Source organism: Thioclava sp. L04-15, assembly GCF_002020275.1.
Taxonomy (GTDB): domain Bacteria; phylum Pseudomonadota; class Alphaproteobacteria; order Rhodobacterales; family Rhodobacteraceae; genus Thioclava; species Thioclava marina.
In genome coordinates this window covers 124,444-150,954 of the sequence record NZ_MPZW01000003.1, presented here as the reverse complement: position 1 = coordinate 150,954, position 26,511 = coordinate 124,444, and the positions used below count along the sequence as shown (strand labels likewise).

The 26,511-nt window shown below is 65.9% G+C and carries 25 protein-coding genes; 3 read left to right on the top strand and 22 right to left on the bottom strand.

Translation table 11 applies throughout. From position 1 onward, the window contains the following. Window positions 1–15: 15 nt before the first annotated feature. From BMI90_RS09085 to rocF, 3 genes are all read right to left on the bottom strand, one after another. On the bottom strand, window positions 16–1,326 hold the full coding sequence (locus BMI90_RS09085) for an FAD-binding oxidoreductase (protein WP_078528531.1): 1,311 nt from the start codon (window positions 1,324–1,326) through the stop codon (window positions 16–18). 70 nt (window positions 1,327–1,396) lie between these two features. Continuing rightward, on the bottom strand, window positions 1,397–2,452 hold the full coding sequence (locus tag BMI90_RS09080) for an ornithine cyclodeaminase (RefSeq protein ID WP_281491811.1): 1,056 nt from the start codon (window positions 2,450–2,452) through the stop codon (window positions 1,397–1,399). Continuing rightward, window positions 2,452–3,378: an arginase gene (rocF, locus tag BMI90_RS09075; protein ID WP_078528528.1), complete on the bottom strand. Its 927-nt coding sequence runs from the start codon at window positions 3,376–3,378 to the stop codon at window positions 2,452–2,454. The genes BMI90_RS09080 and rocF overlap by 1 nt, the downstream gene beginning before the upstream one ends. 121 nt (window positions 3,379–3,499) lie before the next feature. Between rocF and BMI90_RS09070 the strand changes: the two genes are divergently transcribed. Then, entirely contained in the window at window positions 3,500–3,925 is a 426-nt protein-coding gene (locus tag BMI90_RS09070) for an Lrp/AsnC family transcriptional regulator (protein ID WP_078528526.1), read from the top strand. Between the two features lie 49 nt (window positions 3,926–3,974). Here BMI90_RS09070 and BMI90_RS09065 read toward each other — a convergent pair whose 3' ends face one another. The 7 genes from BMI90_RS09065 to gltX form a co-directional block, all read right to left on the bottom strand. Then, window positions 3,975–5,165 (bottom strand): LysM peptidoglycan-binding domain-containing protein, encoded by a 1,191-nt coding sequence (locus BMI90_RS09065; RefSeq protein WP_078528523.1) that lies wholly within the window; start codon window positions 5,163–5,165, stop codon window positions 3,975–3,977. Window positions 5,166–5,219: 54 nt separating this feature from the next. Continuing rightward, window positions 5,220–5,879: a protein-L-isoaspartate(D-aspartate) O-methyltransferase gene (locus BMI90_RS09060; protein WP_078528520.1), complete on the bottom strand. Its 660-nt coding sequence runs from the start codon at window positions 5,877–5,879 to the stop codon at window positions 5,220–5,222. Further along, on the bottom strand, window positions 5,876–6,661 hold the full coding sequence (gene surE, locus BMI90_RS09055) for a 5'/3'-nucleotidase SurE (protein ID WP_078528517.1): 786 nt from the start codon (window positions 6,659–6,661) through the stop codon (window positions 5,876–5,878). Before surE ends, BMI90_RS09060 begins: the two co-directional genes overlap by 4 nt. A gap of 126 nt (window positions 6,662–6,787) precedes the next feature. Beyond that, window positions 6,788–7,462, bottom strand: a complete 675-nt coding sequence (locus BMI90_RS09050; RefSeq protein ID WP_078529008.1) for an SDR family oxidoreductase — start codon at window positions 7,460–7,462, stop codon at window positions 6,788–6,790. 86 nt (window positions 7,463–7,548) lie between these two features. After that, window positions 7,549–7,965 carry a DUF1284 domain-containing protein gene (locus BMI90_RS09045; protein ID WP_078528514.1) on the bottom strand — a complete coding sequence of 139 codons (417 nt, stop codon included), beginning with the start codon at window positions 7,963–7,965 and terminating at the stop codon, window positions 7,549–7,551. A gap of 136 nt (window positions 7,966–8,101) precedes the next feature. Next, the gene (gene gltA, locus BMI90_RS09040; RefSeq protein WP_078528511.1) at window positions 8,102–9,397 is read right to left on the bottom strand and encodes a citrate synthase; all 1,296 of its coding nucleotides are present in this window, start codon (window positions 9,395–9,397) and stop codon (window positions 8,102–8,104) included. 79 nt (window positions 9,398–9,476) lie between these two features. Then, complete coding sequence (gltX, locus tag BMI90_RS09035) at window positions 9,477–10,871, bottom strand: glutamate--tRNA ligase (protein ID WP_078528508.1); 1,395 nt, start codon at window positions 10,869–10,871, stop codon at window positions 9,477–9,479. A 112-nt stretch (window positions 10,872–10,983) separates the two neighbouring features. Between gltX and BMI90_RS09030 the strand changes: the two genes are divergently transcribed. Further along, window positions 10,984–13,098 (top strand): ComEC/Rec2 family competence protein, encoded by a 2,115-nt coding sequence (locus BMI90_RS09030; protein ID WP_078528505.1) that lies wholly within the window; start codon window positions 10,984–10,986, stop codon window positions 13,096–13,098. A 110-nt stretch (window positions 13,099–13,208) separates the two neighbouring features. On the opposite strand, the gene lexA is transcribed toward BMI90_RS09030, so the two are convergent. From lexA to BMI90_RS09000, 6 genes are all read right to left on the bottom strand, one after another. After that, window positions 13,209–13,922, bottom strand: coding sequence for a transcriptional repressor LexA (gene lexA, locus BMI90_RS09025; protein ID WP_078528502.1), 714 nt, complete (start codon window positions 13,920–13,922; stop codon window positions 13,209–13,211). An 89-nt stretch (window positions 13,923–14,011) separates the two neighbouring features. Then, a complete protein-coding gene (gene glp / locus BMI90_RS09020) occupies window positions 14,012–15,196 on the bottom strand; it encodes a gephyrin-like molybdotransferase Glp (RefSeq protein WP_078529006.1) in 1,185 nt (394 codons plus the stop codon). Between the two features lie 2 nt (window positions 15,197–15,198). Next, window positions 15,199–15,684: a cyclic pyranopterin monophosphate synthase MoaC gene (gene moaC, locus BMI90_RS09015; RefSeq protein ID WP_078528498.1), complete on the bottom strand. Its 486-nt coding sequence runs from the start codon at window positions 15,682–15,684 to the stop codon at window positions 15,199–15,201. Then, entirely contained in the window at window positions 15,681–16,478 is a 798-nt protein-coding gene (gene trpC, locus BMI90_RS09010; protein ID WP_078528494.1) for an indole-3-glycerol phosphate synthase TrpC, read from the bottom strand. Before trpC ends, moaC begins: the two co-directional genes overlap by 4 nt. After that, entirely contained in the window at window positions 16,475–17,497 is a 1,023-nt protein-coding gene (gene trpD / locus BMI90_RS09005) for an anthranilate phosphoribosyltransferase (protein WP_078529004.1), read from the bottom strand. Before trpD ends, trpC begins: the two co-directional genes overlap by 4 nt. Window positions 17,498–17,502: 5 nt before the next feature. Next, window positions 17,503–18,096 carry an aminodeoxychorismate/anthranilate synthase component II gene (locus BMI90_RS09000; protein WP_078528491.1) on the bottom strand — a complete coding sequence of 198 codons (594 nt, stop codon included), beginning with the start codon at window positions 18,094–18,096 and terminating at the stop codon, window positions 17,503–17,505. Between the two features lie 165 nt (window positions 18,097–18,261). Between BMI90_RS09000 and BMI90_RS08995 the strand changes: the two genes are divergently transcribed. Next, entirely contained in the window at window positions 18,262–19,968 is a 1,707-nt protein-coding gene (locus tag BMI90_RS08995) for a divergent polysaccharide deacetylase family protein (RefSeq protein ID WP_078528489.1), read from the top strand. Window positions 19,969–20,076: 108 nt separating this feature from the next. On the opposite strand, the gene trpE is transcribed toward BMI90_RS08995, so the two are convergent. The 6 genes from trpE to BMI90_RS08965 form a co-directional block, all read right to left on the bottom strand. Then, on the bottom strand, window positions 20,077–21,588 hold the full coding sequence (trpE, locus tag BMI90_RS08990) for an anthranilate synthase component I (RefSeq protein ID WP_078528486.1): 1,512 nt from the start codon (window positions 21,586–21,588) through the stop codon (window positions 20,077–20,079). An 11-nt stretch (window positions 21,589–21,599) separates the two neighbouring features. Next, window positions 21,600–23,441, bottom strand: coding sequence for a SurA N-terminal domain-containing protein (locus BMI90_RS08985; protein ID WP_078528483.1), 1,842 nt, complete (start codon window positions 23,439–23,441; stop codon window positions 21,600–21,602). 65 nt (window positions 23,442–23,506) lie between these two features. Continuing rightward, window positions 23,507–24,688 carry an aminotransferase gene (locus BMI90_RS08980; protein WP_078528480.1) on the bottom strand — a complete coding sequence of 394 codons (1,182 nt, stop codon included), beginning with the start codon at window positions 24,686–24,688 and terminating at the stop codon, window positions 23,507–23,509. A 169-nt stretch (window positions 24,689–24,857) separates the two neighbouring features. Next, window positions 24,858–25,364, bottom strand: coding sequence for a DUF2127 domain-containing protein (locus tag BMI90_RS08975; RefSeq protein ID WP_158521671.1), 507 nt, complete (start codon window positions 25,362–25,364; stop codon window positions 24,858–24,860). 4 nt (window positions 25,365–25,368) lie between these two features. After that, entirely contained in the window at window positions 25,369–25,875 is a 507-nt protein-coding gene (gene gpt / locus BMI90_RS08970) for a xanthine phosphoribosyltransferase (RefSeq protein WP_078528474.1), read from the bottom strand. A gap of 10 nt (window positions 25,876–25,885) precedes the next feature. Next, entirely contained in the window at window positions 25,886–26,503 is a 618-nt protein-coding gene (locus tag BMI90_RS08965) for a LysE family translocator (protein ID WP_078528471.1), read from the bottom strand. Window positions 26,504–26,511: the final 8 nt, after the last annotated feature.

Below are 26,511 nucleotides of genomic sequence, written 5' to 3'. Positions count from 1 at the left end.
CGCAGGGCAGGGGGCTTACACCCCCAGCTTGTCGCGCAGCGCATACCACCACGACCCCGCGACCGAATAGGGCACCCGGAAGGTGTGCCCGCCGGGGAAGGGAATCCAGGGCAGTTTTTCGAAGGTATCGAACCGGGTCAGATCGCCGTTGATCGCCTCGGAGAGGATCCGCCCGAAGGTGTGCGAGCCGGTCACGCCATGCCCGGAATAGCCATGCGCGAAATAGGTGTTCTGCCCGATCCGCCCCATCTGCGGCACCCGGCTGAACGAGAGCGCAAAATTGCCCGACCAAGCATAATCGATTTTCACGCCCTTGAGTTGCGGGAAGACCTTTTCGAGGTTCTTCCAGAGCTTCGCCTTGATGTCCTTCGGGTCGGCCCCGCCATAGACGGTTCCGCCGCCAAACAGCAGGCGGTTGTCGGCCGACATGCGGTAATAGTCGAGGATATAGCGCACGTCCTCGATGCAGACGTCGGAAGGCATCAGCGCGCGGGCGCGATCTTCGCCCAGCGGTTCGGTCGCCATCACCTGCGTCGAGACCGGCATCACTCGGCGCTCCAGCGTGGGCACCACATGGCCGAGATAGGCATTGCCGCACAGTACCAGCGTTTTGGCGGCGATCTGGCCCTTCGCGGTCTTGATGACGGGGCGCGTGGCCTCGGTATCGACGGACATGACGGGCGACATCTCGTAGATCGTGCCCCCGAGGCTTTCCAGTGCCGCCGCCTCGCCAAGCGCGAGGTTCAGCGGGTGCAGGTGGCCGCCCTTATGGTCAATCATGCCCCCGGAATAGAGGTCCGAGGCGGCGTGTTCGCGCATCTCATCGCGGCTCAGCATCTCCTGGCTGTCGATGCCGTAGCTGCGCCAGAGTTTCCAGCGCGCCTCCAACTCCTGCATATGTTTGCCGGTCAGGCCCGCGAAGACATTGCCGTGTTTCAGGTCGCACTGGATGCCGTATGTGGCGATGCGCTTGCGGATGATGTCGCCGCCTTCCATCACGAGGCCAGCCACGAACCGGGCGGTGTCTTTGCCATAGCGGCGCTCGATCGTGTCGAGGCTCGCGTTCAGGCCGTTGACGATCTGCCCGCCATTGCGCCCCGAGGCGCCCCAGCCGATGCGTGCGCCTTCGACCACAGTGACCTTGTAGCCCTTTTCCGCCAGATGCAGCGCGGTCGACAGGCCTGAGAACCCGGCGCCCACGACGCAGATGTCGGCCTCGACCTCGCCCACGAGTTCCGGACGCAGCGGGGCCGGGTTGGCCGATGCCGCGTAATAGCTGCCGGTATGGCTGCCGTCGCCCGCATAGGGGTGGGTCTGATAGGTCATGTCACGCTCTCGTCTGGGATGGGCCGTTTCGCCTTCGGTGCCATGCGCCGCGCCCGAGCGCAAGCGGGGCTCAGCCTGCCCGCGTCAGCATCCCGAACAAATCGCGCGGATCGTCGGGGTCTGCCAGAAGATCGAGCATCTGCGCATATTCGCTGCCCTGCACGCGGTCATGGATGTAGCGCAGCGCGCTGAAATCCTCGATCGCGAAGCCCACGGAATCGAACAGCGTGATCTGTTTGGCGTCGCGCCGGCCCTCGGCCTCGCCGCGCATGACCTTCCATAGTTCGGTCACCGGATGATCCTCGTCGAGCGCCTGGATCTCGCCCTCGATGCGGGTCTGCGGCGGGTATTCGACGAAGATTTCCGAGCGGGTGAGGATGTCGCGATGCAGCTCGGTCTTGCCGGGGCAGTCGCCACCGATCGCATTGATATGCACGCCCGAGCCCACCATGTTATCGGTCAGGATCGTCGCATATTGCTTGTCGGCGGTGCAGGTGGTGATGACCTGCGCGCCCTCGACGGCCTCTTCTGCCGAGCGGCATTTGGTGACGCTGAACCCTTGTTCGGCCAGGTTCTTTGCCGCCTTCTCGGTCGCCGCCGGGTCGATATCGTAAAGCCGCAACGTGTCGATGCCGCAGATCGCGCGGAAGGCCAGCGCCTGGAACTCGCACTGCGCACCATTTCCGATCATCCCCATGACGCGCGCGCCTTTCGGGGCGAGGTATTTTCCGACCAGCGCCGAGGTGGCGGCGGTGCGCAGTGCGGTCAACAGCGTCATCTCGGTCATCAAGAGCGGATAGCCCGTCGCGACCGACGAGAGTACGCCGAAGGCCGTCACGGTCTGGTGCCCGGTACGGCCGTTCCTGGGGTGGCCGTTGACATATTTGAACCCGTAATTCTCGGCATCCGCCGTCGGCATCAGCTCGATCACGCCCTCGGCCGAATGGGATGCCACGCGCGGGGTCTTGTCGAAATCGGGCCAGCGACGAAAATCCTCCTCGATATAGGCGGCAAGGTCGCGCATCACCTGCTCGGCGCCGATCGCGTTGACCAGCCGCATCATGTTGGCAACCGAAACGAAGGGCACGAGCGCCAGTTTCGAGGGGGCGAGCGGGGTCATATCCATCAGTAGCTCCGTGTCATGCGGTCGAGAACGCGCCGACCGAAGAGGCTGGCGGCAAGGTCGCACAGCAATTTCGCCGTGCGGCCGCGTTCATCGAGGAAAGGGTTGAGCTCGACGATGTCGAGCGAGGTCACGAGGTCGCTGTCGCCCAGCTCCTCCATGATCAGATGCGCCTCGCGGAAGGTGGCGCCGCCCGGAACGGTGGTGCCCACGGCGGGCGCGATCTCGGGGTCGAGGAAATCCACATCGAAGCTGAGATGTAAAAGCCCATTGGCGGCGCGCACCCGGTCGAGGTAAGCGCGCAGCGGGGCCAGCACGCCGGTCTCGTCGATCGAACGCATGTCATGAACCTCCATGCCGATCTGCTTGATCCGGTCGCGTTCGGCCGGATCGACCGAGCGGATGCCCATCATGCAGAAATTCTTGGGGTCCACGGTGGCCTGAAGCGGCGGGAAAGCCTCGAAATCGGGCTGGCCGGTGACATAGGCGACGGGCGTACCGTGAAGGTTGCCGCTGGTCGTGGTGGCGAGCGTGTGCAGGTCGGGGTGCGCATCGAGCCAGAGCACGAACAGCGGACGCTCCAGCGCCTTCGCGTGCCGCGCGAGCCCGCTCAGCGTGCCCGCCGCCAGCGCGTGATCGCCGCCGATGAAGATCGGGCGGTCGTGGTTTTGCGCGGCGTCGAAGGCGGCTTGCGAAAGCACCTCGATCCAGGCGCGGGTCTCGGCCAGATCGTGGATCGCGGGGTTCTCATGCGGCATCGGTTCCTGCGGGCCGATCGCGAGATCGCCGAGGTCGTTCACTTCCCAACCCAGCTCGGTCAGGATCGTGCCGAGGCCTGCCGTGCGCAGGCTCGCCGGTCCCATGATGCAGCCGGGCTGCGACGCGCCGGTCTGGACGGGCGCGCCCAGAATCGAACAGGTGCGGTTCATCGTGATCTCCCTTGTTGGTCTTAAGATGTCGAAATGGCGCGCGGGTTTCTCTTGTCAATTTGCGCAAATCGGAACTAATTTTGATCAAATTGATAAAGTGATTGCGCGAATCGGAGGTTTCATGCAGCTCGACGACACGGACCGGGCGATCATCGCCGCGCTGCGCTCGGATGCGCGGCTCTCTGTGACCGATCTGGCGCTGAGGGTGGGGGTGTCTCGCACCACAGCGCGCACGCGGCTGGAGGCACTGGTCGCCTCTGGCCAGATCCGCCGCTTCACCATCGAGACCGAGACGGATGTCGAGGGGCAGGTGCGCGCAATCACGATGGTCGAGTTGCAGGGCAAGATGTCGCGCGCGGTGATCCGCGCGCTGCACCGCATCCCCGAGGTGGCGACTGTCTATGCGACGAATGGAAACTGGGATCTGGTGGCCGAGATCCGCGCCGAAACGCTGGGAGAGTTCGACCGGGCGTTGCGGGATATCCGGGAAATTCCGGGCGTTCTCAACAGTGAAAGCTGCCTGCTTCTCGCACCGGTCGCGGAGTAGGCGGCAGAGCGATGCGCGGGCTGACGATTGGGCCAGCCCGCGCACCGTATCAGTTCAGGTAGGGCATCGGGTCGACCGAATCGATCCCCTTGCGAACTTCGAAATGCAGATAGCCCGGATCGCCGGGAGCGATCTTCGCGATGGTCTGCCCGCGCTTCACGCTGGCGCCTTTCGACACGGTGATGCCGGTCACGTTGTAATAGACCGTCACCAGCCCGTCGGCATGTTTGATCGCGAGGAAGGAGACATCGTCGGTGTCCTGGCTGATCAGCAGGACCGAACCACCTTCGGCCGCCTTGACCCCGGTACCGGGCGCGGCGGAGATGTCGATCCCGTCGTTCTTGCCCTTCTTGTAGGGGCGGATGATCGCGCCCGAGACCGGCATCATCAGCTGTGCGTTGTCCGAGGCCTTTGTGCGTTCGGCGCCCAGATCGGGGGCAGCGGTCGTCTTCACCGGCTCGGAGGCCTTGGGCGGGGACTGGCTGGGCAGCGGTTCGGTCGCCGAGGGCGGAACCGGCGTGGGCGAGCCAGTCCCCGGCGCGGTGGTCGAGGTCGCGGTCTCGACCCGCGCGGGCTGGCGGTTCGCCGCGACCGGGATCATCAGCACCTGACCTTCGCGCACGCTCAGATCATTGGGCAGACCGTTCCATTCCGCCAACGCCTTGACCGGAACGCTGTAATAGCGCGCGATCGAATAGGCGGTCTCGCCACGCGCGACCTTGTGGCGGGTCGGCTCGGGCGCGGTGACCGGCGCGGCTGCCTTCGGCGCGGCGGCCGTCGCGGGCTGGTTGGCCTGCGCCTTGTCGATCGCATTCGAGGCGAGCGAGGTGATGTCGATGGTCTCGGAGGTGAGCGCACCGGGATTGCCCGCAGTGGCGCCACTCGTGACCTTGTTCGGCAATGCCAGAACCTCGCCCGCGCCGAGCGTCGCGTTGGGCGCTATGGCGTTGTAGCGCGCGAGCGATGCCGGATCGGCACCGATGCGTTGCGCGATGCTTGTCACTGTGTCGCCGCGCCGGGCCACGACGACCTGGTAATTGGGATAGGTGATGATGCCCCGCGCATCGGGGCGCGGGCGATCCTGCACGGCCTGCTGGGCGGCGGCGGACGTGTCGAGCCCGCCGTTATTGCCATAGCCGCGCAGATCCATGTCGAACCCGTTGGGGTTACACGCGGCCAACGCCGTCAGCGCAACGCCTCCGACCACGATCAGCCGCATCCGGGAAAAATTCGATGCCATCCGCTCAGTCCTCACTGTCTTCGGGCCTCTGGAGGACCCTTCGCTACCTGCCACTCAATCGCTCGCCATACCCTCGACGAGAGGGACGAACCGCACCGGGCGCAACTCTTCGTAATCGAAACCTGTCTCGAGCCGGCGCACCCGGATCAGGCTCTGCACCGTGTCCGACTGGCCCACGGGTAAAATCATGATACCCCCGATCTTGAGCTGGGCCAAGAGCGGCCCCGGCGGGTCTTCGGCCGCCGCGGTCACGATGATTCTATCGAAAGGCGCCTGGTCGGGCATCCCACGTGATCCGTCGCCCGCAACCGCCACGATATTGGGCAGACCGAGGGCCGAGAACACCGCCTCGGCCTCGCGCACCAGTCGGCGGTGGCGGTCGACCGTGTAGATCCGGCGGGCAAGCAGGCTCAGAATCGCCGCCTGATAGCCCGAGCCGGTGCCGATCTCGAGCACGGTGTCGCGCGGTCCCGCCTGCAAGGCCTGGGTCATCAGCCCCACCACAGAGGGCTGGCTGATCGTCTGGCCACAGGCGATGGGAAGCGGCATGTCCTCATAGGCGCGATCGGCAAAGAGCCCGCGCACGAAGCGCCCGCGATCGATCTGTTCCATTGCCGAGAGGGTGCGCGCATCGGTGACCCCCTTTGAGCGCAGCGCAAAGAGGAAACGCATCTTGCGCTCGGCCTGATCCTCCTGCGACGGCTCCTCGCTCATCCCAGACGGGCCTCCAGATCGGCCAGAACGTCATGGGCGGTCAGATCCGCCCGCATCGGCGTGACCGAGATGTAGCCATCGAGGTTCACCGCCGCGTCGGTTCCCGGCTGGGTGGGGGTATGCTGCGGTCCGCCCTTGATCCACAGGAACCGCCGCCCCGAAGGCGCGTGATGCGCCTCGGTCGAGAAATAGCAATCCTTGCGGAAGCCCTGGGCTGCCACCTTGTGCCCCTTCACATCCGCCGCGAGGACGGGCGGGAAATTCACATTGTAGAAGACGCGGTAATCGCCGTCGTCCCAGATCCCGTTTTCCAGAAGACGTCGCACCAGAGCGGCGCCATGCACGCGCGCAGCCTCGAACATGTCGGGGGCGTTGAACACTTCCGGCCCGAGGAATTGCGACATCGCGATGGCCGGAACACCTTGCAGCGCGGCCTCCATCGCGCCACCCAACGTGCCGGAATAGAGCGCATTATCGGCCGAGTTGTTGCCCCGGTTGACCCCCGAGAGCACCAGATCGGGGCGCTGGCCCTCGAGCACGTCGTAAAGCCCCGCCATCACGCAGTCAGCGGGGCTGCCCTCGGCCGCGAAACGCCGCTCGGAGAGCTTCGAGATCATCATCGGGTGGGTATAGGAGATGCAATGACCGACGCCCGATTGCTCGAAGGCGGGCGCCACGGTCCAGACCTCGCCATCGGGTCCCGCGATCTCTTCCGCGATCTCGCTCAGAACCGAAAGGCCCGGCGCGTCGATCCCGTCGTCATTGGTGATGAGAATACGCATTCCGCCCCCGCTGTCCTGCCGTTCTACCCGATGCTTAACGCGAGGGCGCGCAAGGGTAAAGCGGACCCGCGCCGCCGCGCGCGAGTGTCGCCAAAGCGCCGCAGGGGCGGGATCAGGAGGGACGGATCAGAGTGCCGCGAGGATGCGGCGCGCCTCGTCGTGACGATCGGCCAGCACCGAGCGATCCTCGCCCGGGAAGAACCGCCCGCGCAGTGCGGTCGCCATCGGTTTGGGCTCGGCGATGACGACGCGTGGCCCGACCTTGGCGGTCTCCGCCTGCCAGCTGCGCACCATCGCCATTTGCGCGGCTTTCGTTGCGCCGTAGACGCTGAAGAATTTCTGCCCCGCGCGGTTATCGTCGAAAAAGAGCGCAGTGCCCTTTCGTGCGATCAGCAGCGGCTCGATCAGCCCGATCAGCTGCGCCGTGGCGGTCATGTTCACCGCGGTCGATTTCGCAAGCTCCTTGGCGTCGATATGGCCCGCCGGGCACAAGGGCGCAGCATGGATTGCGGTATGCACCCAGAGATCGACGCCGCCCCAACGCGCGCCCACGGATTGCGCCAGATGCGCCATCTGCTCGGGCTCGGCTACATCGAGCGGGCCCAGCGAGGCGCTGCCGCCCGCCGACTGGATCCGGTCGTCGAGTTCTTCGAGCGCGCCCGAAGTCTTGGCGACGGCCATGATATGCCAGCCATCGGCGGCCAGTGCCTCGGCGATCGCCGCACCGAGGCCCCGCGAGGCGCCGGTGACAAGGGCGAGTTTCTTGCCCTGAGAAGGGTCTTGGATCTGATCGGTGCTCATGGCGCGGGTTTTGCCACCGCCCGTGGTCCCGCGCAAGCGCTCCGTTGCACGCTGCGACACCAGCCCGCAGGATTCGCCGCTACGCGCTAGCGTTCCGCCTTGAGCCGCGCCAGGGCCTTTGCGCACATGCCTCCGGCAAGCCACTGGCAACCGGCGCAAATTTCCTCCAGCGCCCCTTCGGGCAGGGCGGCGATCCGCTCCAGCGCCTCGCCCCAGCGCAACACATCCCCCGGCGCGATCCCGAGCGCGTGCCCATGCGCAGCGTCAAGCTGTGCGATCCTGTCCTGGGCCACACACAGCGCGCCGCGCCGTGAAGGGCAGGGCGCGCAGATGTCATCGGCGGCCCCGACCACTTCGATCTCGACCTCCACCCCGTCCGCGCGCCGCAGTGTCCCCTCCACGATCGCGCTCATATTCGCGGTGAAGTCTTCGGAATACCCTTTTCCCTCGAAACCCAGCGAGCAGAGAAAATGATGGGGGCGGTATTTCAGGCGCTCGCGCATGGTTCTTCTTCTTGATCCAAATATCTCGGGGAGAGCGCGCCCCGGCGCGCGAGGGGCAGCGCCCCTTTCCGCGACCTCTTCATAAGCGAACGGGCCGGAGGTTTACCTCCGGCCCGCGCATGTCGGTCAGCGCAGATCAGCGCGCGTCCACGCCCACGTAGTCGCGGAAGGTCGCGCCGGTATAGAGCTGACGCGGGCGACCGATCTTGTTGGTCGGGTCTTCGATCATCTCTTTCCACTGCGAGATCCAGCCCACGGTGCGCGAGAGCGCGAAGATCGGGGTGAACATCGAGGTCGGGAAACCCATCGCCTCGAGGATGATGCCCGAGTAGAAGTCCACGTTCGGATAGAGCTTCTTCGAGACGAAATACTCGTCCTCCAGAGCGATCTTCTCGAGTTCCTTGGCGACCTGAAGCGTCGGGTTGTTATGGATGCCGAGCAGGTCGAGCACCTCGTCGGCCGATTCCTTCATCACCTTCGCGCGCGGATCGAAGTTCTTGTAGACGCGGTGACCGAAGCCCATCAGGCGGAAGGGATCGTCCTTGTCCTTGGCGCGCTTGATGTATTCCGGGATCTTGTCGACGGTGCCGATCTCGCGAAGCATCTCGAGGCAGGCCTGGTTGGCGCCGCCATGGGCCGGACCCCAGAGGCAGGCGATGCCGGCTGCGATACAGGCGAACGGGTTCGCCCCCGAGGAGCCTGCCAGACGCACGGTCGAGGTCGAGGCGTTCTGTTCGTGATCGGCGTGAAGCGTGAAGATACGGTCCATCGCCTTCGCGAGCGCGGGCTCGACCTTGTAGGGTTCCGCCGGTACCGAGAAGCACATGTTAAGGAAGTTCTCGGCGTAGCTCAGATCGTTGCGCGGATAAACGAAGGGCTGACCGATCGAATACTTGTAGGCCATCGCGGCGATCGTCGGCAGTTTCGCGATGAGGCGCATCGAGGCGACTTCGCGCTGCCAGGGATCGTTGATGTCGAGGCTGTCGTGATAGAAAGCCGACATCGCGCCCACGACACCCACCATCGTCGCCATCGGGTGGCTGTCACGACGGAAACCGCGGAAGAAGTTGTGGATCTGCTCGTGGATCATCGTGTGGCGGGTGATCCGGTATTCGAAATCTTCCATCTGCGCGCGGGTCGGCAGTTCCCCGTAGAGCAGCAGGTAGCAGACTTCGAGATAGTGCGACTTCTCGGCCAGCTGGTCGATCGGATAGCCGCGATAGAGAAGCTCGCCCTTGTCGCCGTCGATATAGGTGATCTTCGATTCGCACGACGCGGTCGAGGTGAAGCCCGGGTCATAGGTGAAGACATCGGCCTGACCATAGAGCTTGCGGATGTCGATCACGTCAGGACCGGCGCTGGGCGAGAGCACGGGAAGCTCATAGGTCGTGCCGTCAAGCGAAAGCGTGGCGGTCTTCTGGTTTTCTGCCATGTAAAATCCCTTTCAATCGTCCGGCTGGGCCGCGCCGGGATGTCGCGTCCGGGTCAGGCCCGGAGAGGGCGGCCAGGCCTCAGGCCGCCTGATCGTCGAGTCGAGCCAGAGTCTCCTCCCGGCCCAGAACGAGCATCATATCGAATACGCTGGGAGTGGCAGCACGCCCGGCCAGAGCCGCTCGCATCGGACCCGCGACCTTTCCAAGCCCCAATCCATGCGCTTCCGCGACCTGCCCGACGGCAGCCTCCAGTTCTTCCCGCGACCAATTAGCGCGTTGCAGCGCAAAGGTCAATTCACTCAGTATACCACGGGATACATCATCCAGCGCCTTCGCCGCCTTCTCCTCGACCTCGATAGGGCGATGGGTCAGGGAGAAGTGCGATTTTTCAAGGAGTTGCGGCAAGATTTTTACCGATCCCTTGATGAATGGAAGGGTGCGCAGAAGCGCATCTTTCTGTGCGGCATCGAGTGCGGGCTTTTCTGCGGCTGCGAGATAACCCTCGATTTCGCTCAGTAATTGGGCATCTTCGGTGATCGCGATATGCTGGCCGCAGATGTTTTCGAGTTTCTTGAAGTCGAGCCGTGCGGGCGATTTGCCGATCCCCGAGAGATCGAACCATTCCTTGGCCTGCTCGTCGGTGAAGAATTCATCATCCCCGTGGCTCCAGCCGAGCCGTGCGAGGTAGTTGCGCATGCCGCTCGCCGGATAGCCCATCGCCTGATACTGCTCAAGACCGACCGCGCCATGGCGTTTCGACAGTTTCTTGCCGTCGGGACCGTGGATCAGCGGAATATGCGCAAACGTGGGAACGTCCCAGCCCATCGCATCATAGACCTGGATCTGACGGGCGGCATTGACCAGGTGGTCATCTCCCCGGATCACATGGGTCACGCCCATATCATGGTCATCGACGACAACGGCCAGCATATAGGTGGGTGTGCCATCCGAACGTAAACAGATCATGTCATCGAGCTGATCGTTGCGGATCGTCACATCCCCCTGAACGGCATCCGCGATCACAGTCTCGCCCTCGCGCGGGGCCTTGAGGCGGATCACATAAGGAGCGTCGGGATAGCTCGACGGGTCGGCATCGCGCCAGGGCGAGGGAAACATCTTGCCCTTGTTCTCGGGCTGCTCGCGGAAGGCCGCGATCTCCTCCTGGGTGGAGAAACACTTATAGGCGCGACCCGTCTCAAGCATCTGATGGGCCACCTCGGCATGGCGCGCGGCCCCTTCGAACTGGCTCACGACGTCGCCGTCGAAATCGAGCCCGAGCCAGTCGAGCCCCTGCAAGATCGCCGCCGTGGCCTCCGGGGTCGAGCGCTCGCGGTCGGTATCCTCGATGCGCAGCAGGAACTTGCCCCCGCGCCCGCGCGCGTAAAGCCAGTTGAACAGCGCCGTGCGCGCGCCGCCGATATGCAGGTAGCCAGTGGGCGAGGGGGCGAAACGGGTGACGATCTGATCGGACATCGGGGGCCTTTCTTCGCAGGGCGCTCGGGGCCTGCATTAACCTTTCGGAAACCATGACGCGCATAGGCTGTCTCGCGTGGATGCATAAGCAGGGACGGGCCCGAGGACAAGCATGGCGTGGGATGCGCAGGCGCCTGATTGGGCGGAACAGCCGCCGACAGCCCCGCGTCGGCCAGCTTGGCTGCGTGCGTGCCTCGGCGGGATCGAGGATCCGCTCGGCGCGCTGTCGCGAGCGCGGCTGCAGCTGTTCCTCTGGATGCCGGTGGCATTGAGTGCGGGTGTCGGCCTCTATTTCTCCCGCCTGACAGAGCCGGGTTTCGCGGACTATTCTCTTGCCGTCTTGTTCGGGCTCCTATCCGCGGCACTCGCCCTGCGCGCGCCGGTGCCGATGCGCTTCCCGGCGGCGCTGGTGATGCTTGCAGCCCTCGGTTTTCTACTGGCCGGGCTGCGCGCCCAGAGCGTCGCGGCGCCGGTGCTTTCGTTTCGCTATTACGGGCCGGTGACGGGCCGGGTCGTTATGATCGACCGCGCGGCCTCCGACCGGATCCGCGTGACCCTCGATACCGTGCGCCTCGACCGCGTCAGCCCTGCGCGCACGCCGGCAAGGGTCCGTGTGACACTCCACGGCGCTGTGCCTGCGACGCTCGAGCCCGGCGCACAGGTGATGATGAGTGCGCATCTCTCCCCGCCGCCGCCGCCTGCCGCGCCCGATGCCTATGATTTCCGCCGCTCCGCCTGGTTCGACCAACTGGGCGCGGTGGGCTACACGCGCAGCCCCCTCTTGCGCGCAGCCCCTCCCGATCCGGGCGACTGGGCGCTTGCCGCCCATCGGACCAGAATGGGCCTCTCACAAGCGATCCAGGAGCGCATTTCAGGTCAGCCCGGCGCGATCGCCGCGGCGCTGATGACGGGAGATCGCTCTGGGCTGAGCGAAGCCACGCGCGAGGCGATGCGCCGCTCGAACCTCGCCCACCTGATCGCGATTTCGGGGCTGCATATGGGAATGCTGAGCGGCTTTGTCTTCGCGCTGGTCCGTTACGGGCTCGCGCTGGCCGGCCGCCCCGCGCTGATCTGGCCCACGAAGAAACTCGCGGCGCTCGCGGCCCTGATTGCTGCGAGCGCCTATCTCTGGCTTGCCGGTCCCGCCGTGTCGACCCAGCGCGCCTGGATCATGGTGAGCGTGATGCTCGGCGCGGTGTTGGTCGATCGCCGCGCCCTGAGCCTGCGTACCGTCGCGCTCGCCGCAAGCCTTCTGTTGATCTGGAAACCCGAAAGCCTTACCGAGCCCGGCTTCCAGATGTCCTTCGCCGCGACGACCGCGCTGATCGTGGCGCTTGGCCCCTGGACCCGCGCGGCGCGCCGCCTGCCGCGACCACTGCGCCCCGTCCTGATGCTGGTCGCGACCTCCCTGATCGCCGGTGCCGCGACCGCGCCGATCGTGGCGGCGCAGTTCCACCGGCTCTCGGAATATGGCGTGCTTGCCAATCTGCTCGCCGTGCCCGCGATGGGGCTTCTGGTGATGCCGATGGGGGTGCTCGCCGCGATCCTCGCGCCGCTTGGGCTTGCGGGGCCTGCGCTCTGGGCGATGGGGCTCGGTACGGGCTGGATCCTGCGCGTGGCCACTTGGGTCAGCGGGTTCGAGGGCTCGGTGATCTCCATCGTGCAACCCGGTCCTGCGGTGGTCCCGCTCCTCGCCCTCGGCGTGATCGGCATGATCCTGACCCGCGGCGCGGGGCGCAGCCTCAGTGGGCTCGCGATCCTTGCAGCGACCCTGCTCTGGAGCCGTGCCCCCGCGGACCGTCCTGCACTCCTGATCGCGCCCGAGGCGCAGCAAATCGGGTTGATGACGGGTCATGGCCGCGTGCTCGCCAAGCCCGGGGCGGGGTTCATTTCCGGTCGCTGGCTCGAAGCCGACGGGGACGCCGCTTCCCTCGAAGAGGCCGCCGCGCGCCCCGCCTTCACGGGCCCCGATGCCGCGCGGCTCACACAGTTCCGCGCCGCGCCGCTGATCCTCCTCACCGGAAAATCCGCGCCCGCAAGTCTGGCCGACCTTTGCACGCCAGGCGCCCTCGTCGTGATCGCCGCGCGCCTGCCCGAGCCCCCAAAGGACTGCGAGCTGTGGGACATCAACCGCCTGCGAGAGACCGGCGCCGTCGCGATCGACAGTCTGGGCCGGATCACCAGCACCGCCCAGACCAAGGGCCGCCGCCTCTGGACGGCCCCCTGAATTTCGACTTGGAAAAATATCCCCGCCGGAGGAAGGCACACCGCCTTCGCGGCCCCCGGCAACAGAAAAGGGCGCCCCGCAGGACGCCCTCATCTTGACGGGTCGAGCCCTCAATAGCTGCGGATCAGCCCCACGAGGCGTCCCTGGACCCGGACCTGATCGTCGCGCAAGAGCCGTGTCTCGTAAGCCGGGTTTGCCGCCTCCAGCGCGATCATCCCGTTGCGGCGATAGAACCGCTTCAGCGTCGCCTCATGCCCTTCGACCAGCGCCACGACGATATCGCCGTTTTGCGCCGACCCTTGCTCGCGGATCACCACGATATCGCCATCGTTGATCCCCGCCTCGATCATCGAGTCGCCCTTGACTTCAAGTGCATAATGCTCGCCGCGTCCGCCCAGCATGGAGCCGGGAACGGCGACATGGTGCGACACTTCAGAGATCGCCTCGATCGGGACGCCGGCGGCGATCCGGCCCATCACGGGCAGTTCCATCGCGTGGACCGCTTCCACCGGAATCGCATTGCGCGGCGGGTCGACCTTGTCGCCCTTGATCACCTGCGGCGCGAAGCCGCCTTCGCTGCTCACAGGCGCGCCGAGCTTCTTTTCCAGGGCCTCGGGCAGCTTCACGATTTCGATCGCGCGGGCGCGATGGGCGAGGCGACGAATGAAGCCGCGCTCTTCCAGTGCCGTGATCAGCCGGTGAATGCCCGATTTCGAGCGCAGATCCAGCGCGTCTTTCATCTCGTCAAAAGAAGGCGGAACACCGTCCTTCATCATTCGTTTCTGAATGAATTCGAGCAATTCCAGTTGCTTGCGTGTCAGCATGCACGGTCCTCCGCTGCCGGATCAGGGCCTATGTTCAAGGATTGTTCTACCCTTGTTCACGGCGCCTGTCAACGCTCGGCGTGCTTTGCTCAGTCCAGCGGCAGAATTTCGACGGTGTCCCCAGCTTTGCGGGGTCCGTCGCCCAAGGGGCGGATCAGCAGGCAATCGGCTTGCGACAGAATGCTGAGCATCGCCGAGTCCTGGTTGTCGAAGGGCGTGACGCGGGGCAGGGGGTGACCCGGCTCAAGCGTGGCGCGCATGTAATGCGTGCGCGGGCCGGTCGGTCCGCTATCCGTCGCCAGTTCGGCTTTCTGCACCCGGCTCTCGGGTGGCAGGCCGGCAAGCTTGCGCAGCATCGGGCGCAGGAACAGTTCGGCGCAGACCGTGGCCGAGACGGGGTTCCCGGGAAGACCGAGCATTGCCGCGTCTCCCATGCGACCCGCCATCAGCGGCTTACCCGGGCGCATCGCGATCTTCCAGAAGCTGCGCTCGAGGCCCAGCTCTTCGGCGACCTCTCCCACCAAATCATGCGCGCCGACCGAGGCGCCACCCGAGGTCACCACGAGATCCGCGCCTTTCGCCAGTTCGAACACGGTGCGCAGACTGTCACGGTCATCGCGTGCGATCGGCAGCATCCGCGCATCGGCGCCCAAGCGCTCGGCCAACGCCGCGATGATGAAGCTGTTGGAGCAGATGATCTGGTCCGGGCCAGGTTCCTCACCCGGCATGACCAGTTCGTCGCCCGTCGCGATGATCGCCACGACGGGACGGCGGCGTACGGTGACTTCCGAGACATTCATCGCCGCCAGCAGCCCCAGATCGCGCGCCGTCAGCGGGCGCTCGGGGCAAAAGCTCTCGCCTTGCGCGAAATCCTGACCTTGGGGACGGATATTGTCATGGGTTTCAAGCTGTTGCGGCAGGGTAATCATGTCGCCCTCGCGGGTGACGTTTTCCTGCAAGACCACCACGCCACTCGGCCCGGGCACAGGTGCGCCGGTGAAGATGCGCACGGCTTGACCGGGCGTGGGCGTACCCGCATAGGCGCGACCGGCCGCGGCCTCGCCCTCGACCCTGAGCACCGCGCCGGGCAGGTGATCGGCCACGTCGATCCAGTAGCCATCCATCGCCGAGGCCGAGAACGGGGGCTGGGTCAGCCGCGCCGTTGTGGGCTCGGCCATGACCCGGCCGACGGCTGCGCGCAGCGGCACAACCTCGGTACCGAGCGGTTCGACCAGTGCCAGAACCTTCTCCAGCGCCTCTTCGACGGGTAGCAAGCTCATGACGCGCTCCCTTCGGCCTCATATCTCCCGGACTTGCCGCCGTCTTTCAGCACGACGCGGATGCCCTCGATCTGCATGGATTTCTCGACTGCTTTGAGCATGTCATAGACCGTCAGCGCCGCTGCCGATACGGCGGTCAGCGCCTCCATCTCGACGCCCGTCTGGCCCGAGGTCTTCACCGTCGCGCGGATATTCACGCCCGGCAGGCTCTCGTCGGGCTCCAGATCGAGCGTGACCTTTGTGATGGGCAGCGGGTGACACAGCGGGATCAGATCGGCGGTCTTCTTCGCCGCCATTATCCCCGCGATCCGCGCGATGCCCAGCACGTCGCCTTTCTTCGCGGTGCCCTGCAGCACATAGGCCAGCGTCTCGGGCTTCATCACCACGCGCCCTTCGGCCACGGCAATACGATCGGTCACCTCCTTGTCGGAGACATCGACCATATGGGCCTGACCCGCATCATCGAAATGTGACAGGCTCATGCGACCTCCAGCAGCTTTGCGGTGGCGCCCGCGACGTCATCCTGCCGCATCAGGCTCTCGCCGATCAGGAAGCGGCGCGCGCCGACCTCGGCCATCGCGGCCATGTCCTCTTGCGTGAAGATGCCGCTTTCGCAAACGAGGTCGCGGCCTTCGGCAAGGATCGTCGGCGCAAGCTGGCGGGTCACATCAAGAGTGACCTCGAAGGTCTTGAGATTGCGGTTATTCACGCCGACGAGGGGCGACTTTAGATGCTTGAGTGCGCGCTCGGTCTCCTCGGCGTCATGTACCTCGACCAGCACATCCATGCCCCAGCCAAACGCCGCGTCTTCCAGCTCGGCCGCCAGAGCATCCTCGACCGAGGCCATGATGATCAGGATGCAGTCGGCGCCCCAGGCGCGGGCTTCCGCGACTTGATAGGTGTCGTAGAGGAAATCCTTGCGCAAAGCGGGCAGCGAGCAGGCCGCGCGCGCCGCCGTCAGGAACTCGGGCGCACCCTGGAACGAGGGCGTGTCGGTCAGCACCGACAGGCAGGCCGCGCCGCCTTGCTCATAGGCTTTCGCCAGCGCGGGCGGATCGAAATCGGGGCGGATCAACCCTTTCGAGGGCGAGGCCTTCTTGATCTCGGCGATCAGCCCGTAACCGGCTTCGGCCTTGGCGGTAAGGGCATCGGCGAACCCCCGCGTGGGGGCCTGCGCCTTGGCCTCAGCCTCGACCTCCGCAAGCGGGCGCGCGGCCTTGGCCGCTTTGATCTCTTCGAGCTTGTAGGCCTTGATCTTGTCGAGGATCGTGCTCATCCGGCGACCTCCTGGGTGATCTTCGCGAGCGTCTCCAGCGCGGTTTTTGCCTTTCCGCTGTCGATGCTTTCGGCGGCCATCTCGGCCCCGGCTTTCAAGTCCGAGACCTTGTCGGCCACCACCAGCGCGGCCGCCGCGTTCAGCAGCACCGCATCGCGGTAAGCCGAAGCCTCGCCCGCCATCAGCGCGCGCAGGGCGGCCGCGTTCTCGGCCGGGGTGCCGCCGACCAGATCCTTGAACGGATGCACGGGCAGGCCCGCATCCTCTGGGTGGATCTGCAGCGACTCGATCCGGCCGTTCTCCAGCGCCGCCACCTCGGTCGTGCCGCAGATGGTGATCTCGTCGGTCCCGTCCGAGCCATGCACGAGCCACGCCTTCTCGGAGCCCAGCATCTGCAGCGTCTCGGCCATCGGGAAGATCAGGTCGGGCGCAAACGCCCCGGTCAGCTGGCGCTTGACGCCCGCGGGGTTGGTCAACGGGCCGAGGATGTTGAAGATCGTCTTGCAGCCCAATTCCAGCCGCACCGGCATGACGTGGCGCATCGCCGGGTGGTGGATCTGCGCCATCATGAAGCCGATATTGGCCTCGGCCAGCCCGCGTTCGGTCGCCTCGGGGCCTGCCATCACGTCGATGCCAAGCTCGGATTGCACATCCGCCGTGCCCGAGCGCGACGAGGCTGCGCGGTTGCCGTGTTTCGCGACCGGCACGCCCGCGCCCGCCACGACGAAAGCCGTCGCGGTAGAGATGTTGAGCGTGTGCATCCCGTCGCCACCGGTGCCCACGATGTCGATCGCCCCCTCAGGGGCTTTGACCGGCACGCATTTCGCGCGCATCGCGGCGGCGGCGGCGGCATATTCCGACACGGATTCCCCGCGCGCCCGCAGTGCCATCAGCAGACCGCCGATTTGCGCGGGCGAGGCTTCGCCGTTGAACAGGATCTCGAAGGCCATCTCGGCCTGCGCGCGGCTCAGAGGGCCTTCGGAGGCCGCGAAAATCAGCGGCTTCATCGCTTCGCTCATCTGGCTCATGCGGGCACCTTCAGGCTCACGCCTGCCTCTGTCAGGAAATTCTTCAGCATCGCGTGCCCGTGCTCGGAGGCGATGGATTCAGGGTGGAACTGAACGCCCTCGATCGGCAGCTCGCGGTGGCGCAGCCCCATGATCGTGCCGTCTTCCAGCTCTGCGGTTACCTCGAGGCAATCGGGCAGGCTCTCGCGTTCCACCACCAGCGAGTGATAGCGCGTGGCTTTCAGCGGCGAGGGCAGGCCCGCGAAGACGCCTTTGCCCTCGTGGTGGATCTCGCCCATCTTGCCATGCACGATCTCGGAGGCGCGCACGACCTTGCCACCGAAGGCCTGACCGATGGTCTGATGGCCCAGACACACACCGAAGAGCGGCAGCTTCGCCTCGGCCGCGGCCAGCACCAGCGGCAGGCAAATTCCCGCCTGATCGGGGTCGCAAGGTCCGGGCGACAGCACGATCGCCTCGGCGCCCATGCCCATGGCTTCCTGCACGTTGAGCGCATCGTTACGCCAGACCTTCACATCGGCGCCCAGCTCGCCAAAATAGTGCACCAAGTTGTAGGTAAAGCTGTCATAATTGTCGATGAGCAGCAGCATGGCCGGGCCTTTCACTTGTTGGCCCCGGGAAACCCCACGTATCAAGGGGGGTGAACCGGGGATCGGGTCGGGCTATAGATGCTATCAGCGAAGCGCCCGGGTCAAGGGCAGTCACCCCGTAAAAAGCCGCTATTCAAAAGCGGTGCGCAGTGTGGAGACAGGCAGATGATGCGTTCTGTGATCAAAGGGATCGTGACGGGTGGGCTGGTCGCGGTGATCGGTTTGGGCCTGTTGTCACTGATCTTCCCCGTGCCGCAAGAGCCCGGGCAGGACGTGAAGATCGCGGCTTCCTCTGCACCTGAGACCTCCGGCGCGGAGATTCCGCCCAAGGAAAATGAGCAGGCGCCTGCTCCGAGCGACCGCACACCTGCGATGCCGAGCCCGGCTGGCGCGCCGCTGACCGCGCCCACCGCCTCGCCGCGTGCGCCCCTCAGCCAACCCAGTCTTGCGCCTCCGCCGCAGATCGGCGGGACCGAACCTGCCGCGCGCCCCGAGGCCGCGCCCGAGATGCCCGAGGCCCCGCCCGCGCCGGAAGACGCGAAAGTGGCGCTGGCAGAGCCGGTCGCCCCCGAACAGCCCGTCCCGGTGCCGCCACCCGGCGAGGTCGAGGCCCCCGCGCTCGCACCTGCTTCCGCACCTGACGTCACCGGGGAAATCGTCGCGGCTTCCCCCGCGCCGAGCGGCGCGCAGGGAATCCCGCCCGAGCCTCTGGCCGATGCCGATATCGGCGCGGAGGTCGCGAGCGGGGCGGTGGATGGCGACGTGCCCCTGGCCACTGTCAGCGGGGCTGGCCAGAACGGGCGCGGACGGATGCCCCAGCCTGTCCCCCAGATGCCGCCCTCCGCTGCGGGTGATGGCACGCAACTGGCCGGGGCGCCCGCGCCGATGCCTGCGCTGCCCGACGCGCCGGCTTTGATGCCCGACATGGCACCGTCCGACGAAGCACCGCCGGAGATGGCGAGCGAACCGCCTTCCGCACCGGACGCCCCGCGCACCAAGCCGCGCATCCTGACGCTCGACGACACGCCCAGCCTTCCCGGCAAGCAGATCGCGGGCTTCAAGAGCGCGCCCGGCGTCGTGGTTGACCGGCTGCCGCAGGTCGGCGGTTCGGCGCCCGACGGGACGCAAATTTCCGAGGCCGAGACGGATCAGCCCGATCCCGCGAGCCTCACCCCGCTTGAGCGCTACGCCGCGCCCTTCACCGAAGAGCCCGGCAAGCCGCTCTACTCGATCGTGCTGATCGATCCGGGCGTGGGGGCAGGGGGACTCGATGCGCAGACGATCGCTGCGACCGGCCTTCCGATGACCATCGCGATCGACCCGACCCGTGAGAACGCGGCCAGCGATGCCGAGATCTTCCGCAAGGCGGGCTACGAGGTGGCGATGCTTGCGGGCCCGTTGCCGCAGGGCGCGGGCCCCGAGGATCTCGAGGTCGCGCTCGAGGCCTGGAAACAAGCGCTGCCCGAAGCCGTCGCGCTGGTCGAGCGCCCGCAACCCGAGTTTCAGAACAACCGGATGCTGGCGCGTCAGATGGTCTCCGCGCTTGATCGTGACGGGCTGGGGCTCGTGACGCTGAAAATCGGTTTCGACAGTGCCAACCAGATCGCCCAATCGGCGGGGCTGCCGAATGCACAGGCGTGGCGGGTGGTCGATGGCGGTCGCGAGAAGGCGCCGGTGATTGCGCGGATGCTCTCGCGCGCGGGGTTCGAGGCGGATCGCGACGGGCAGGTCGTAGTGGTGCTCTCGGCCTGGCCGGAATCGCTGCAAGGGATCGACGACTGGTATGCGGGCGAACAGGGCAAGTTCGCGCTGGCCCCGGTTTCGGCGGTGGCGCTGAAAAGCGTTGCGGGGCAGGCCAGCACGGGCGAGTGAGCGCGTCGCAGCGAGACGCACAGGCCCTCGCAGGGTCGATGACCCCAAGAAAACGGCCCGAAGCGCGGCGCTCCGGGCCATTTTTCGTTCCGGCCTGCCCTGTCGGCCTCAGCCGTTGCCGCGCGACTTCACGAAGAGGCCAGCATCCTCGGCCGCCTTACGCAGCGCCTTGGACTTGTTGACCGTCTCCATCCATTCGGCCTCGGGGTCACTGTCATAGACCACGCCGCCCCCCGCCTGAATGTAGAGCGTCTGATCCTTCACCACCGCCGTGCGCAGCGCGATGCACATGTCCATCTCGCCATTGGCCGCGAAATAGCCCACGCCGCCGCCATAGATGCCGCGTTTCTCCGGCTCCAGCTCGTCGATGATCTCCATCGCGCGGACCTTCGGTGCGCCCGACACGGTGCCCGCAGGCAGGCCCGCCAGCAGCGCCGAGAGCGCGTCCTGATCGTCGGACAGCTGGCCCACCACGTTCGAGACGATATGCATGACGTGGCTGTAGCGCTCGATGATGAACTTCTCGGTCGGGTGGACCGAACCGATCTTGGACACGCGCCCGACATCGTTGCGGCCCAGATCGAGCAGCATCAGATGCTCGGCCAACTCTTTCTTGTCGGCCATGAGATCTTCTTCCAGCGCCTTGTCCTCGGCGGGCGTCGCCCCGCGCGGACGGGTGCCCGCGATCGGACGGATCGTCACCTCGCCCTCGCGCACGCGCACGAGGATCTCGGGGCTCGCGCCGACGATCTGGAAGCCCCCGAAGTTCAGGAAGAACATGAAGGGGGAGGGGTTGGTGCGGCGCAGGCTGCGGTAAAGTGCGAAGGGGGGCAGCGGGAATGCCGCCGACCAGCGCTGCGCCGGGACGACCTGGAAGATGTCGCCCGCGCGGATATATTCCTTGGCCTTCTCCACGGCGGCCTTGTAGCCCTCCTTGGTGAAGTTCGAACGCATCTCGCCGACCTGAAGGCTCTCACCCAGATCGCGGCTTTCGACCGGCGTGCGGTCGAGATCGCGCAGCGCGTCGGACACCCGCTCGGCGGCCTGCGCATAGGCCGCGCGTGCCGACAGGCCCGAGGACTGGAAGGCGGGCGCGCAGAGGATCACGTCGCCCTTCACCCCGTCGAGCACCGCCACCACCGAAGGGCGCAGCAGAACCGCATCCGGCACGCCGATCGGGTCGGGATTCACGTTCGGCAGCTTCTCGACCAACCGGATCGTGTCATAGCCGAGATAGCCGAAAAGGCCAGCCGCCGCAGCGGGCAGCCCTTCGGGCATCTCGATGCGGCTTTCCGCGATCAGCGCCCGGAGGCTTTCGAACGGGTGGCCGGGCAGATCTTCCCAGGTCTCGTCAAACCGCGCAGAGCGGTTGATCCGCGCGCACTCGCCCCGGCATTCCCAGATCACATCGGGCTTCATCCCGATGATCGAGTAGCGCCCGCGCACTTCGCCGCCGGTGACCGATTCCAGCATGAAGGAATTCGGCTGTGCCTCGGCGAGCTTGAGCATCAGCGAGACGGGCGTGTCGAGATCGGCCGCCAGCCGGGCATAGACGAGCTGGTTTTCACCCTTGGCCCAGCGGGCCTCGAACTCCTCGAAGGAGGGGGAGAGAGCGACCACCTTGGGCCTCCTTACTGCATCTGCGACTGCACAGCGGTCACGGCCTGACTGTCGAGGCTGAGCCCCGCTTCGGCCTCCACGGCGGTCGCGTAGAAATTGAGCAGGTCACTGGCGAGCGAGCGCGAGAGCTGGCTGCCGATCTGACCGGAGATCAGCGTGGTATCGGCATCGGTCATATCCGCGGGGATCACCTTGTCGGTGACGATCACATAGACCTTGCCATTGGCGGTGACCTGCGCGGGCTTGCCCGGATCGGTCTCGAAGACCTTCGAGATCACCGCGGGCGGAAGCTTGTTGCTGAACCCGCCACGACCGATGCTTGCAACCGTGGTGGTCAGAAGCCCCGTCGCGCCGAGCGACTTGCCCCCCTCGACCGCTGCGACGATCTCCTTGGCGCGGGTTTCCTCGGCGGTGACCAGCTGATCGGCATGCCAAGCCTTCGCCACATCGTCCTTCACGCTGTCGAAGGGTTTGGGGGTGGGCGGCACGATCTTGTCGAGACGCATCGCGAAGACGCCGCCATCCGGGAGCGTCTGGAGATCGGGGTAATCCTCGGTCGTAGCGGCCTCGGCAGCCTTGCGGAACTCTTCGTAACCCGCGATCCCGTCAGTGTCGCCGGCGGTATAGGCAATGGTGCCGAGCTCCATGTCGGTTTCCTTGCCCATCTCCTCGAGCGTCGCGCCCCCGGCCAGACGGTCCTGAAGATCTTCGCTCATCTTGCCGATCTCGCGGCGTGCCTTGTCGGCCTCGGCCTCTCCGGCGAGCTCCTCGCGCGCATCCTCGAAAGAGGTCTCCTGCGCCGCGATCACCGCGTTCATCTTGTAAAGCGCCGGTCCCAGATCGGTCTCGATCGGGCCTGCAATCCCGGGTTCGTTCAGCGCGAAGACCGCGTCTCCGGCCTTGCCCAGCTCAGCCTTGGTCACATCGCCCAGATCCGCATCTTCCAGCGTCAGGCCGCGCTCCTTGGCGAGATCGGCAAAGCTCGTGCCCGCGTCGTATTTCTCCTTCGCGGCCTGCGCCTCTTCCATGCTCGGATAGACCAGTCGCTCGACCAGGCGTTTCTCGGGCTGCTTGAACTCGTCGATCCGGCGCTCGTATTCGGCTTTCAGCGTCGCATCGTCGATCGCCACCTTGCTCTGGAGCATCTCCGGGGTCAGCCAGGCATAGGTGATCTCGCGGGTCTCGGGCGCGGTGAACTGCGCGATATGGTCGTCGTAATAGCTTTGCAGCTCGTCATCGGTCGGCTGGGCCACCGGCGTGGTCAGATCGCTCTCGGTGATCTCGGCCCAGGTGAAGCCGCGCTTCTCGCTGACGAATTTCGTATAGGCGTCGGTGACGGCCTGCGGCGCCTCGACACCCCCCGCGACCGCGCCCTGCACGATCGAGCGCGCGAGGTCGTCACGCAGCTGCGCTTCGAACTCGTTTTCCGTGAAACCCTGCTGACGCAGCGCGAACTTGTAGGTCTCGCGGTCGAAATTGCCCGAAGCGTTGTGGAAGGCCTGAATGTCGAAGATCTGCTTTTGCAGTTCGGCATCGCCCACCGAGACCCCCAGCCGGCGCGCGGCCTCGCCCAAGGCGGCCTGACCGATCAGCGTGCCCAGCACCTGCTGGTCGAGACCCGACGCGCGCATCTGCGCCATCGTCACCGGCTGGCCGGTCTGCTGGCTGCGGCTCTGCATCTCCTGACGCAGCGCCCGGGCATAATCATTGACCGAGATCTGCGTCTCGCCCACCGAGCCCACCGACTTGATCGAGCCGGAGAAGCTCTGCAACCCGAAGCCTCCGAGACCGAGGATCAGCATGGCCAGCAAGATCCAGACGACGACACTCTTGCCGTGGCTACGCAGCTTCATCGGGGGTCCTCCTCGGGCGTTTCTCTTTCGAGGCTGTTTAGGGCTTTGACCAAAGGCCTGCAAGGTCAGGTGCGCGCAAGCCCTGCAAGCCGTGCGCGCAGCGCCGCGATCCCGTCCGCATCGACATTGGCAAAAGCGATCCGCATCTGTCGCGCGGCTGCTTCGGCGCCTTTGGGCATGAACATCGTTCCGGGTAGCATCAGCACGCCCGCATCGCGCACGAGGGCTTGCGCGAATTCGGGCGCCGGGCGCGGATCAGGATGGGTGACATAGGCGAAATAGGCGCCGCAGCCCAGTAACTCCCAACCCTCGAGATCGGCGAAGGCAGCCTCCATCGCGGCGCGGCGCGCAAGGATCTCGGCGCGCTCGCCCGCGACCCACTGGCGGAGATTGCGCATCCCCCAGAGCGCCGCGATCTGGCCCAACTGCGAGGGGCAGATCGCCACCGTGTCGAGGAATTTCTCGATCTCCGCCAGCCGGTCCGTGCCCGCCACGATCGCGCCCACGCGGTGCCCCGTCAGCCGGTAAGCCTTCGAGAAGGAATAGAGATGGATGAAATACTCCGCCCAGTCTGGATCGGCGAAGAGATCATGCGGCGCACCGGAGCGGCTGTCGAAATCGCGATAGGTCTCGTCCACGATCAGCGCGATGCGACGGCTTCGGGCCAGCTCGGCAAAGGCGCGGATCAGCTCGGCGGGGTATTCCGCCCCGCCCGGGTTGTTGGGCGAGACCAGAACGATCGCGCGGGTGCGCGGCGTGATCTTGGCCGCCGCCTCGTCGGGGTCGGGCAGGAGCGCAGCGCCGGGGACGAGCGGCACCGTTTTGACCCCCGCCATGTCGAGCCACATCTTGTGATTGAAATACCATGGTGTCGGAAGGATCACCTCGTCGCCGGCGCCCGCCAGAGTGGCCATCGCCGCACAAAACGCCTGGTTGCAGCCCTGGGTGATCGCGACCTCGGACGCTGCGATCTCGCCGCCATAGGCCGCCGACCATTGCGCGGCGAGCTCGGCGCGCAGCGCTGGCATGCCCAGAACGGGGCCGTAAAGATGCGCCTGTGGATCGCTCAGCGCAGCCTCCGCAATCGCCTGACGCAGCGCCTCGGGCGGCGGATCGACCGGAGCCGCCTGAGAGACATTGATCAGCGGGCGCTCGGGCGTGAACGTGACGCCGTCCAGCCAGCGCCGCGCCTCCATCACCGGGGGCGGGAAGGTGGCGGCGAGTGCGGGATTGAGCGGATGGGGCATGGACGTCCTCTTGGCTGACCGCGCGAGATCACCAGAGCGCCGCGTCCTTGGCAAGGGGCGGGAGCCTCCGGCGGAGATATTTGGATCAAGAAGAAGCGCGCAGCTTCGTTCTTCTTCTTGATGAAAATATCTCGGGGGTGAGGGCGCAAGCCCGAGGGGGCGGCGCCCCCTAGCGCGGGGACCGCCAGGCCAAGCCGTGCCGGACATGCCATTCACGCAAGGTCAGCGCGATCACGACCAGATCGAGCAGCGTGAGCAGCAGCATCGAAGGGGCATGATGCAGGCTCCACAGATACATCTGATAGGCCACGAAGGCCGACATCAGCACGATCGCCATCGGATAGGCCCAGATCAGCCCGCGCATCAGCAAGATCACCACGATCAGTTTGAGCGCGCCATGGCTGGTGAAATAGAAGCCGTAGAAACTCTGGGTCTCGATCGAGAAGTGATGGGCCGCGTTCAGCAGCGCATTGGCGATCTGGTCCTTGGGGTCTTCACTCAGCTCGTGTCGCGTGAACCAGACCGCCGCATCGAGCACCGCGTTTTTCGGCAGGCCCAGCAGCGCGAGACCCGAAAGCGTTTCGGCGAGTTCGAAGAAGCCCTTCAGGATCAGGGTCGCCTCGAACAACCAGTGAAGGAATTGCCCGAGCCGTGTGCCGGGCGCTCCCAGTCGCACGGGTTTATTCCGTTCCCCGATAGGGCTGGACATATTGCAGCGCCATGTCCCAGGGGAAGAAGATCCAGGTGTCCTGGCTGACCTCGGTGATATAGGTGTCGACCAGCGGCGCGCCTTTGGGCTTGGCGTAGACGGTGGCGAATTGCGCCTTGGGGAAAAGCTCGCGCACCAGTTTCAGCGTGTTGCCGGTATCGACGAGATCGTCGACGATCAGCACGCCCTCGCCGCCATTTTCCATGATGTCGGGCTGGGTCGGCTTGATGACCTTCGCCTCGCGCTGTTCCTGGTGGCTGTAGCTTTTCACCGAGATCGTGTCGACCTTGCGGATGTCGAGCTCGCGCGCGACGATCGCGGCCGGGACGAGACCGCCGCGGGTGATGCCCACCACCGCGCGCCAGTTGCCCTCGTCGGGCCCTTTTCCGTCGAGCCGCCAGGCGAGCGCGCGCGCATCGCGGTGAAGCTGATCCCAGCTGACATGGAAGCCTTTTTCGTGGGGCAGACGGTCGGACATGGTATTTTCCTCAGGTCAGGGCGAGTTTGAGACCGAGCAGGGCGAGCAACCCGCCGAAGACGCGCTCGATCACGGATTTCAGGTTGAGATAGGCCGCGCGCGTCTTTTCGAGCGAGAAGATCCGCGCCACCAGCACGTTCCAGCCGGTATCGTTGAACATCACGATCCCGAGGATCGCCGCATAGGCCCAGCCGGGCGCCGAGGGCGGGATGAAAGTCAGGAAGATGGTGCCGAAGAACACGGCCGGTTTGGGATTGGCGAGCTGGGTCGAGATACCGAGCCAGACCAGCCGCGGCGCCGAGCGGGTCCGGGGCAGGTCGGGCATATGCTGATCCATCGGATCGCCCGCATGGCGCCACATCTTGTAGGCCAGCCACAGCAGATAGGCCGCGCCCGCGATCTTCAGGGCGGTCAGCAATGCCGGGGCGACCTTGAAGACCAGCGCGAGCCCGAACAGCGCCGCCGCCGCCCAGATCACCGCGCCCAGACCGATCCCCACCGCCAGCCAGACGCCGCGGCCGAAGCCCTCGCGCAGGCTGGTGCGTGCTGCCAGCAACACCGCCGGCCCCGGCGACATCGCGGCCGCCAGGTGCACGAAATAGATTGCCGTGAGGGCCGCGAGGCTCATTGCGCGCC

What these genes read in the sequence shown, in the direction of transcription:
- gpt (WP_078528474.1), bottom strand. Translation starts at nt 25,875, where the DNA reads ATGTCCGACCGTCTGCCCCACGAAAAAGGCTTCCATGTCAGCTGGGAT.
- moaC (WP_078528498.1), bottom strand. Translation starts at nt 15,684, where the DNA reads ATGAGCCTGTCACATTTCGATGATGCGGGTCAGGCCCATATGGTCGAT.
- BMI90_RS08980 (WP_078528480.1), bottom strand. Translation starts at nt 24,688, where the DNA reads ATGCCCCATCCGCTCAATCCCGCACTCGCCGCCACCTTCCCGCCCCCG.
- BMI90_RS08985 (WP_078528483.1), bottom strand. Translation starts at nt 23,441, where the DNA reads ATGAAGCTGCGTAGCCACGGCAAGAGTGTCGTCGTCTGGATCTTGCTG.
- gltX (WP_078528508.1), bottom strand. Translation starts at nt 10,871, where the DNA reads ATGTCCGATCAGATCGTCACCCGTTTCGCCCCCTCGCCCACTGGCTAC.
- surE (WP_078528517.1), bottom strand. Translation starts at nt 6,661, where the DNA reads ATGCGTATTCTCATCACCAATGACGACGGGATCGACGCGCCGGGCCTT.
- BMI90_RS08995 (WP_078528489.1), top strand. Translation starts at nt 18,262, where the DNA reads ATGATGCGTTCTGTGATCAAAGGGATCGTGACGGGTGGGCTGGTCGCG.
- BMI90_RS08965 (WP_078528471.1), bottom strand. Translation starts at nt 26,503, where the DNA reads ATGAGCCTCGCGGCCCTCACGGCAATCTATTTCGTGCACCTGGCGGCC.
- BMI90_RS09030 (WP_078528505.1), top strand. Translation starts at nt 10,984, where the DNA reads ATGGCGTGGGATGCGCAGGCGCCTGATTGGGCGGAACAGCCGCCGACA.
- BMI90_RS09085 (WP_078528531.1), bottom strand. Translation starts at nt 1,326, where the DNA reads ATGACCTATCAGACCCACCCCTATGCGGGCGACGGCAGCCATACCGGC.
- BMI90_RS09045 (WP_078528514.1), bottom strand. Translation starts at nt 7,965, where the DNA reads ATGCGCGAGCGCCTGAAATACCGCCCCCATCATTTTCTCTGCTCGCTG.
- BMI90_RS09065 (WP_078528523.1), bottom strand. Translation starts at nt 5,165, where the DNA reads ATGGCATCGAATTTTTCCCGGATGCGGCTGATCGTGGTCGGAGGCGTT.
- gltA (WP_078528511.1), bottom strand. Translation starts at nt 9,397, where the DNA reads ATGGCAGAAAACCAGAAGACCGCCACGCTTTCGCTTGACGGCACGACC.
- lexA (WP_078528502.1), bottom strand. Translation starts at nt 13,922, where the DNA reads ATGCTGACACGCAAGCAACTGGAATTGCTCGAATTCATTCAGAAACGA.
- trpD (WP_078529004.1), bottom strand. Translation starts at nt 17,497, where the DNA reads ATGAGCGAAGCGATGAAGCCGCTGATTTTCGCGGCCTCCGAAGGCCCT.
- BMI90_RS09050 (WP_078529008.1), bottom strand. Translation starts at nt 7,462, where the DNA reads ATGAGCACCGATCAGATCCAAGACCCTTCTCAGGGCAAGAAACTCGCC.
- BMI90_RS09080 (WP_281491811.1), bottom strand. Translation starts at nt 2,452, where the DNA reads ATGGATATGACCCCGCTCGCCCCCTCGAAACTGGCGCTCGTGCCCTTC.
- BMI90_RS09000 (WP_078528491.1), bottom strand. Translation starts at nt 18,096, where the DNA reads ATGCTGCTGCTCATCGACAATTATGACAGCTTTACCTACAACTTGGTG.
- rocF (WP_078528528.1), bottom strand. Translation starts at nt 3,378, where the DNA reads ATGAACCGCACCTGTTCGATTCTGGGCGCGCCCGTCCAGACCGGCGCG.
- trpC (WP_078528494.1), bottom strand. Translation starts at nt 16,478, where the DNA reads ATGAGCACGATCCTCGACAAGATCAAGGCCTACAAGCTCGAAGAGATC.
- BMI90_RS09060 (WP_078528520.1), bottom strand. Translation starts at nt 5,879, where the DNA reads ATGAGCGAGGAGCCGTCGCAGGAGGATCAGGCCGAGCGCAAGATGCGT.
- BMI90_RS09070 (WP_078528526.1), top strand. Translation starts at nt 3,500, where the DNA reads ATGCAGCTCGACGACACGGACCGGGCGATCATCGCCGCGCTGCGCTCG.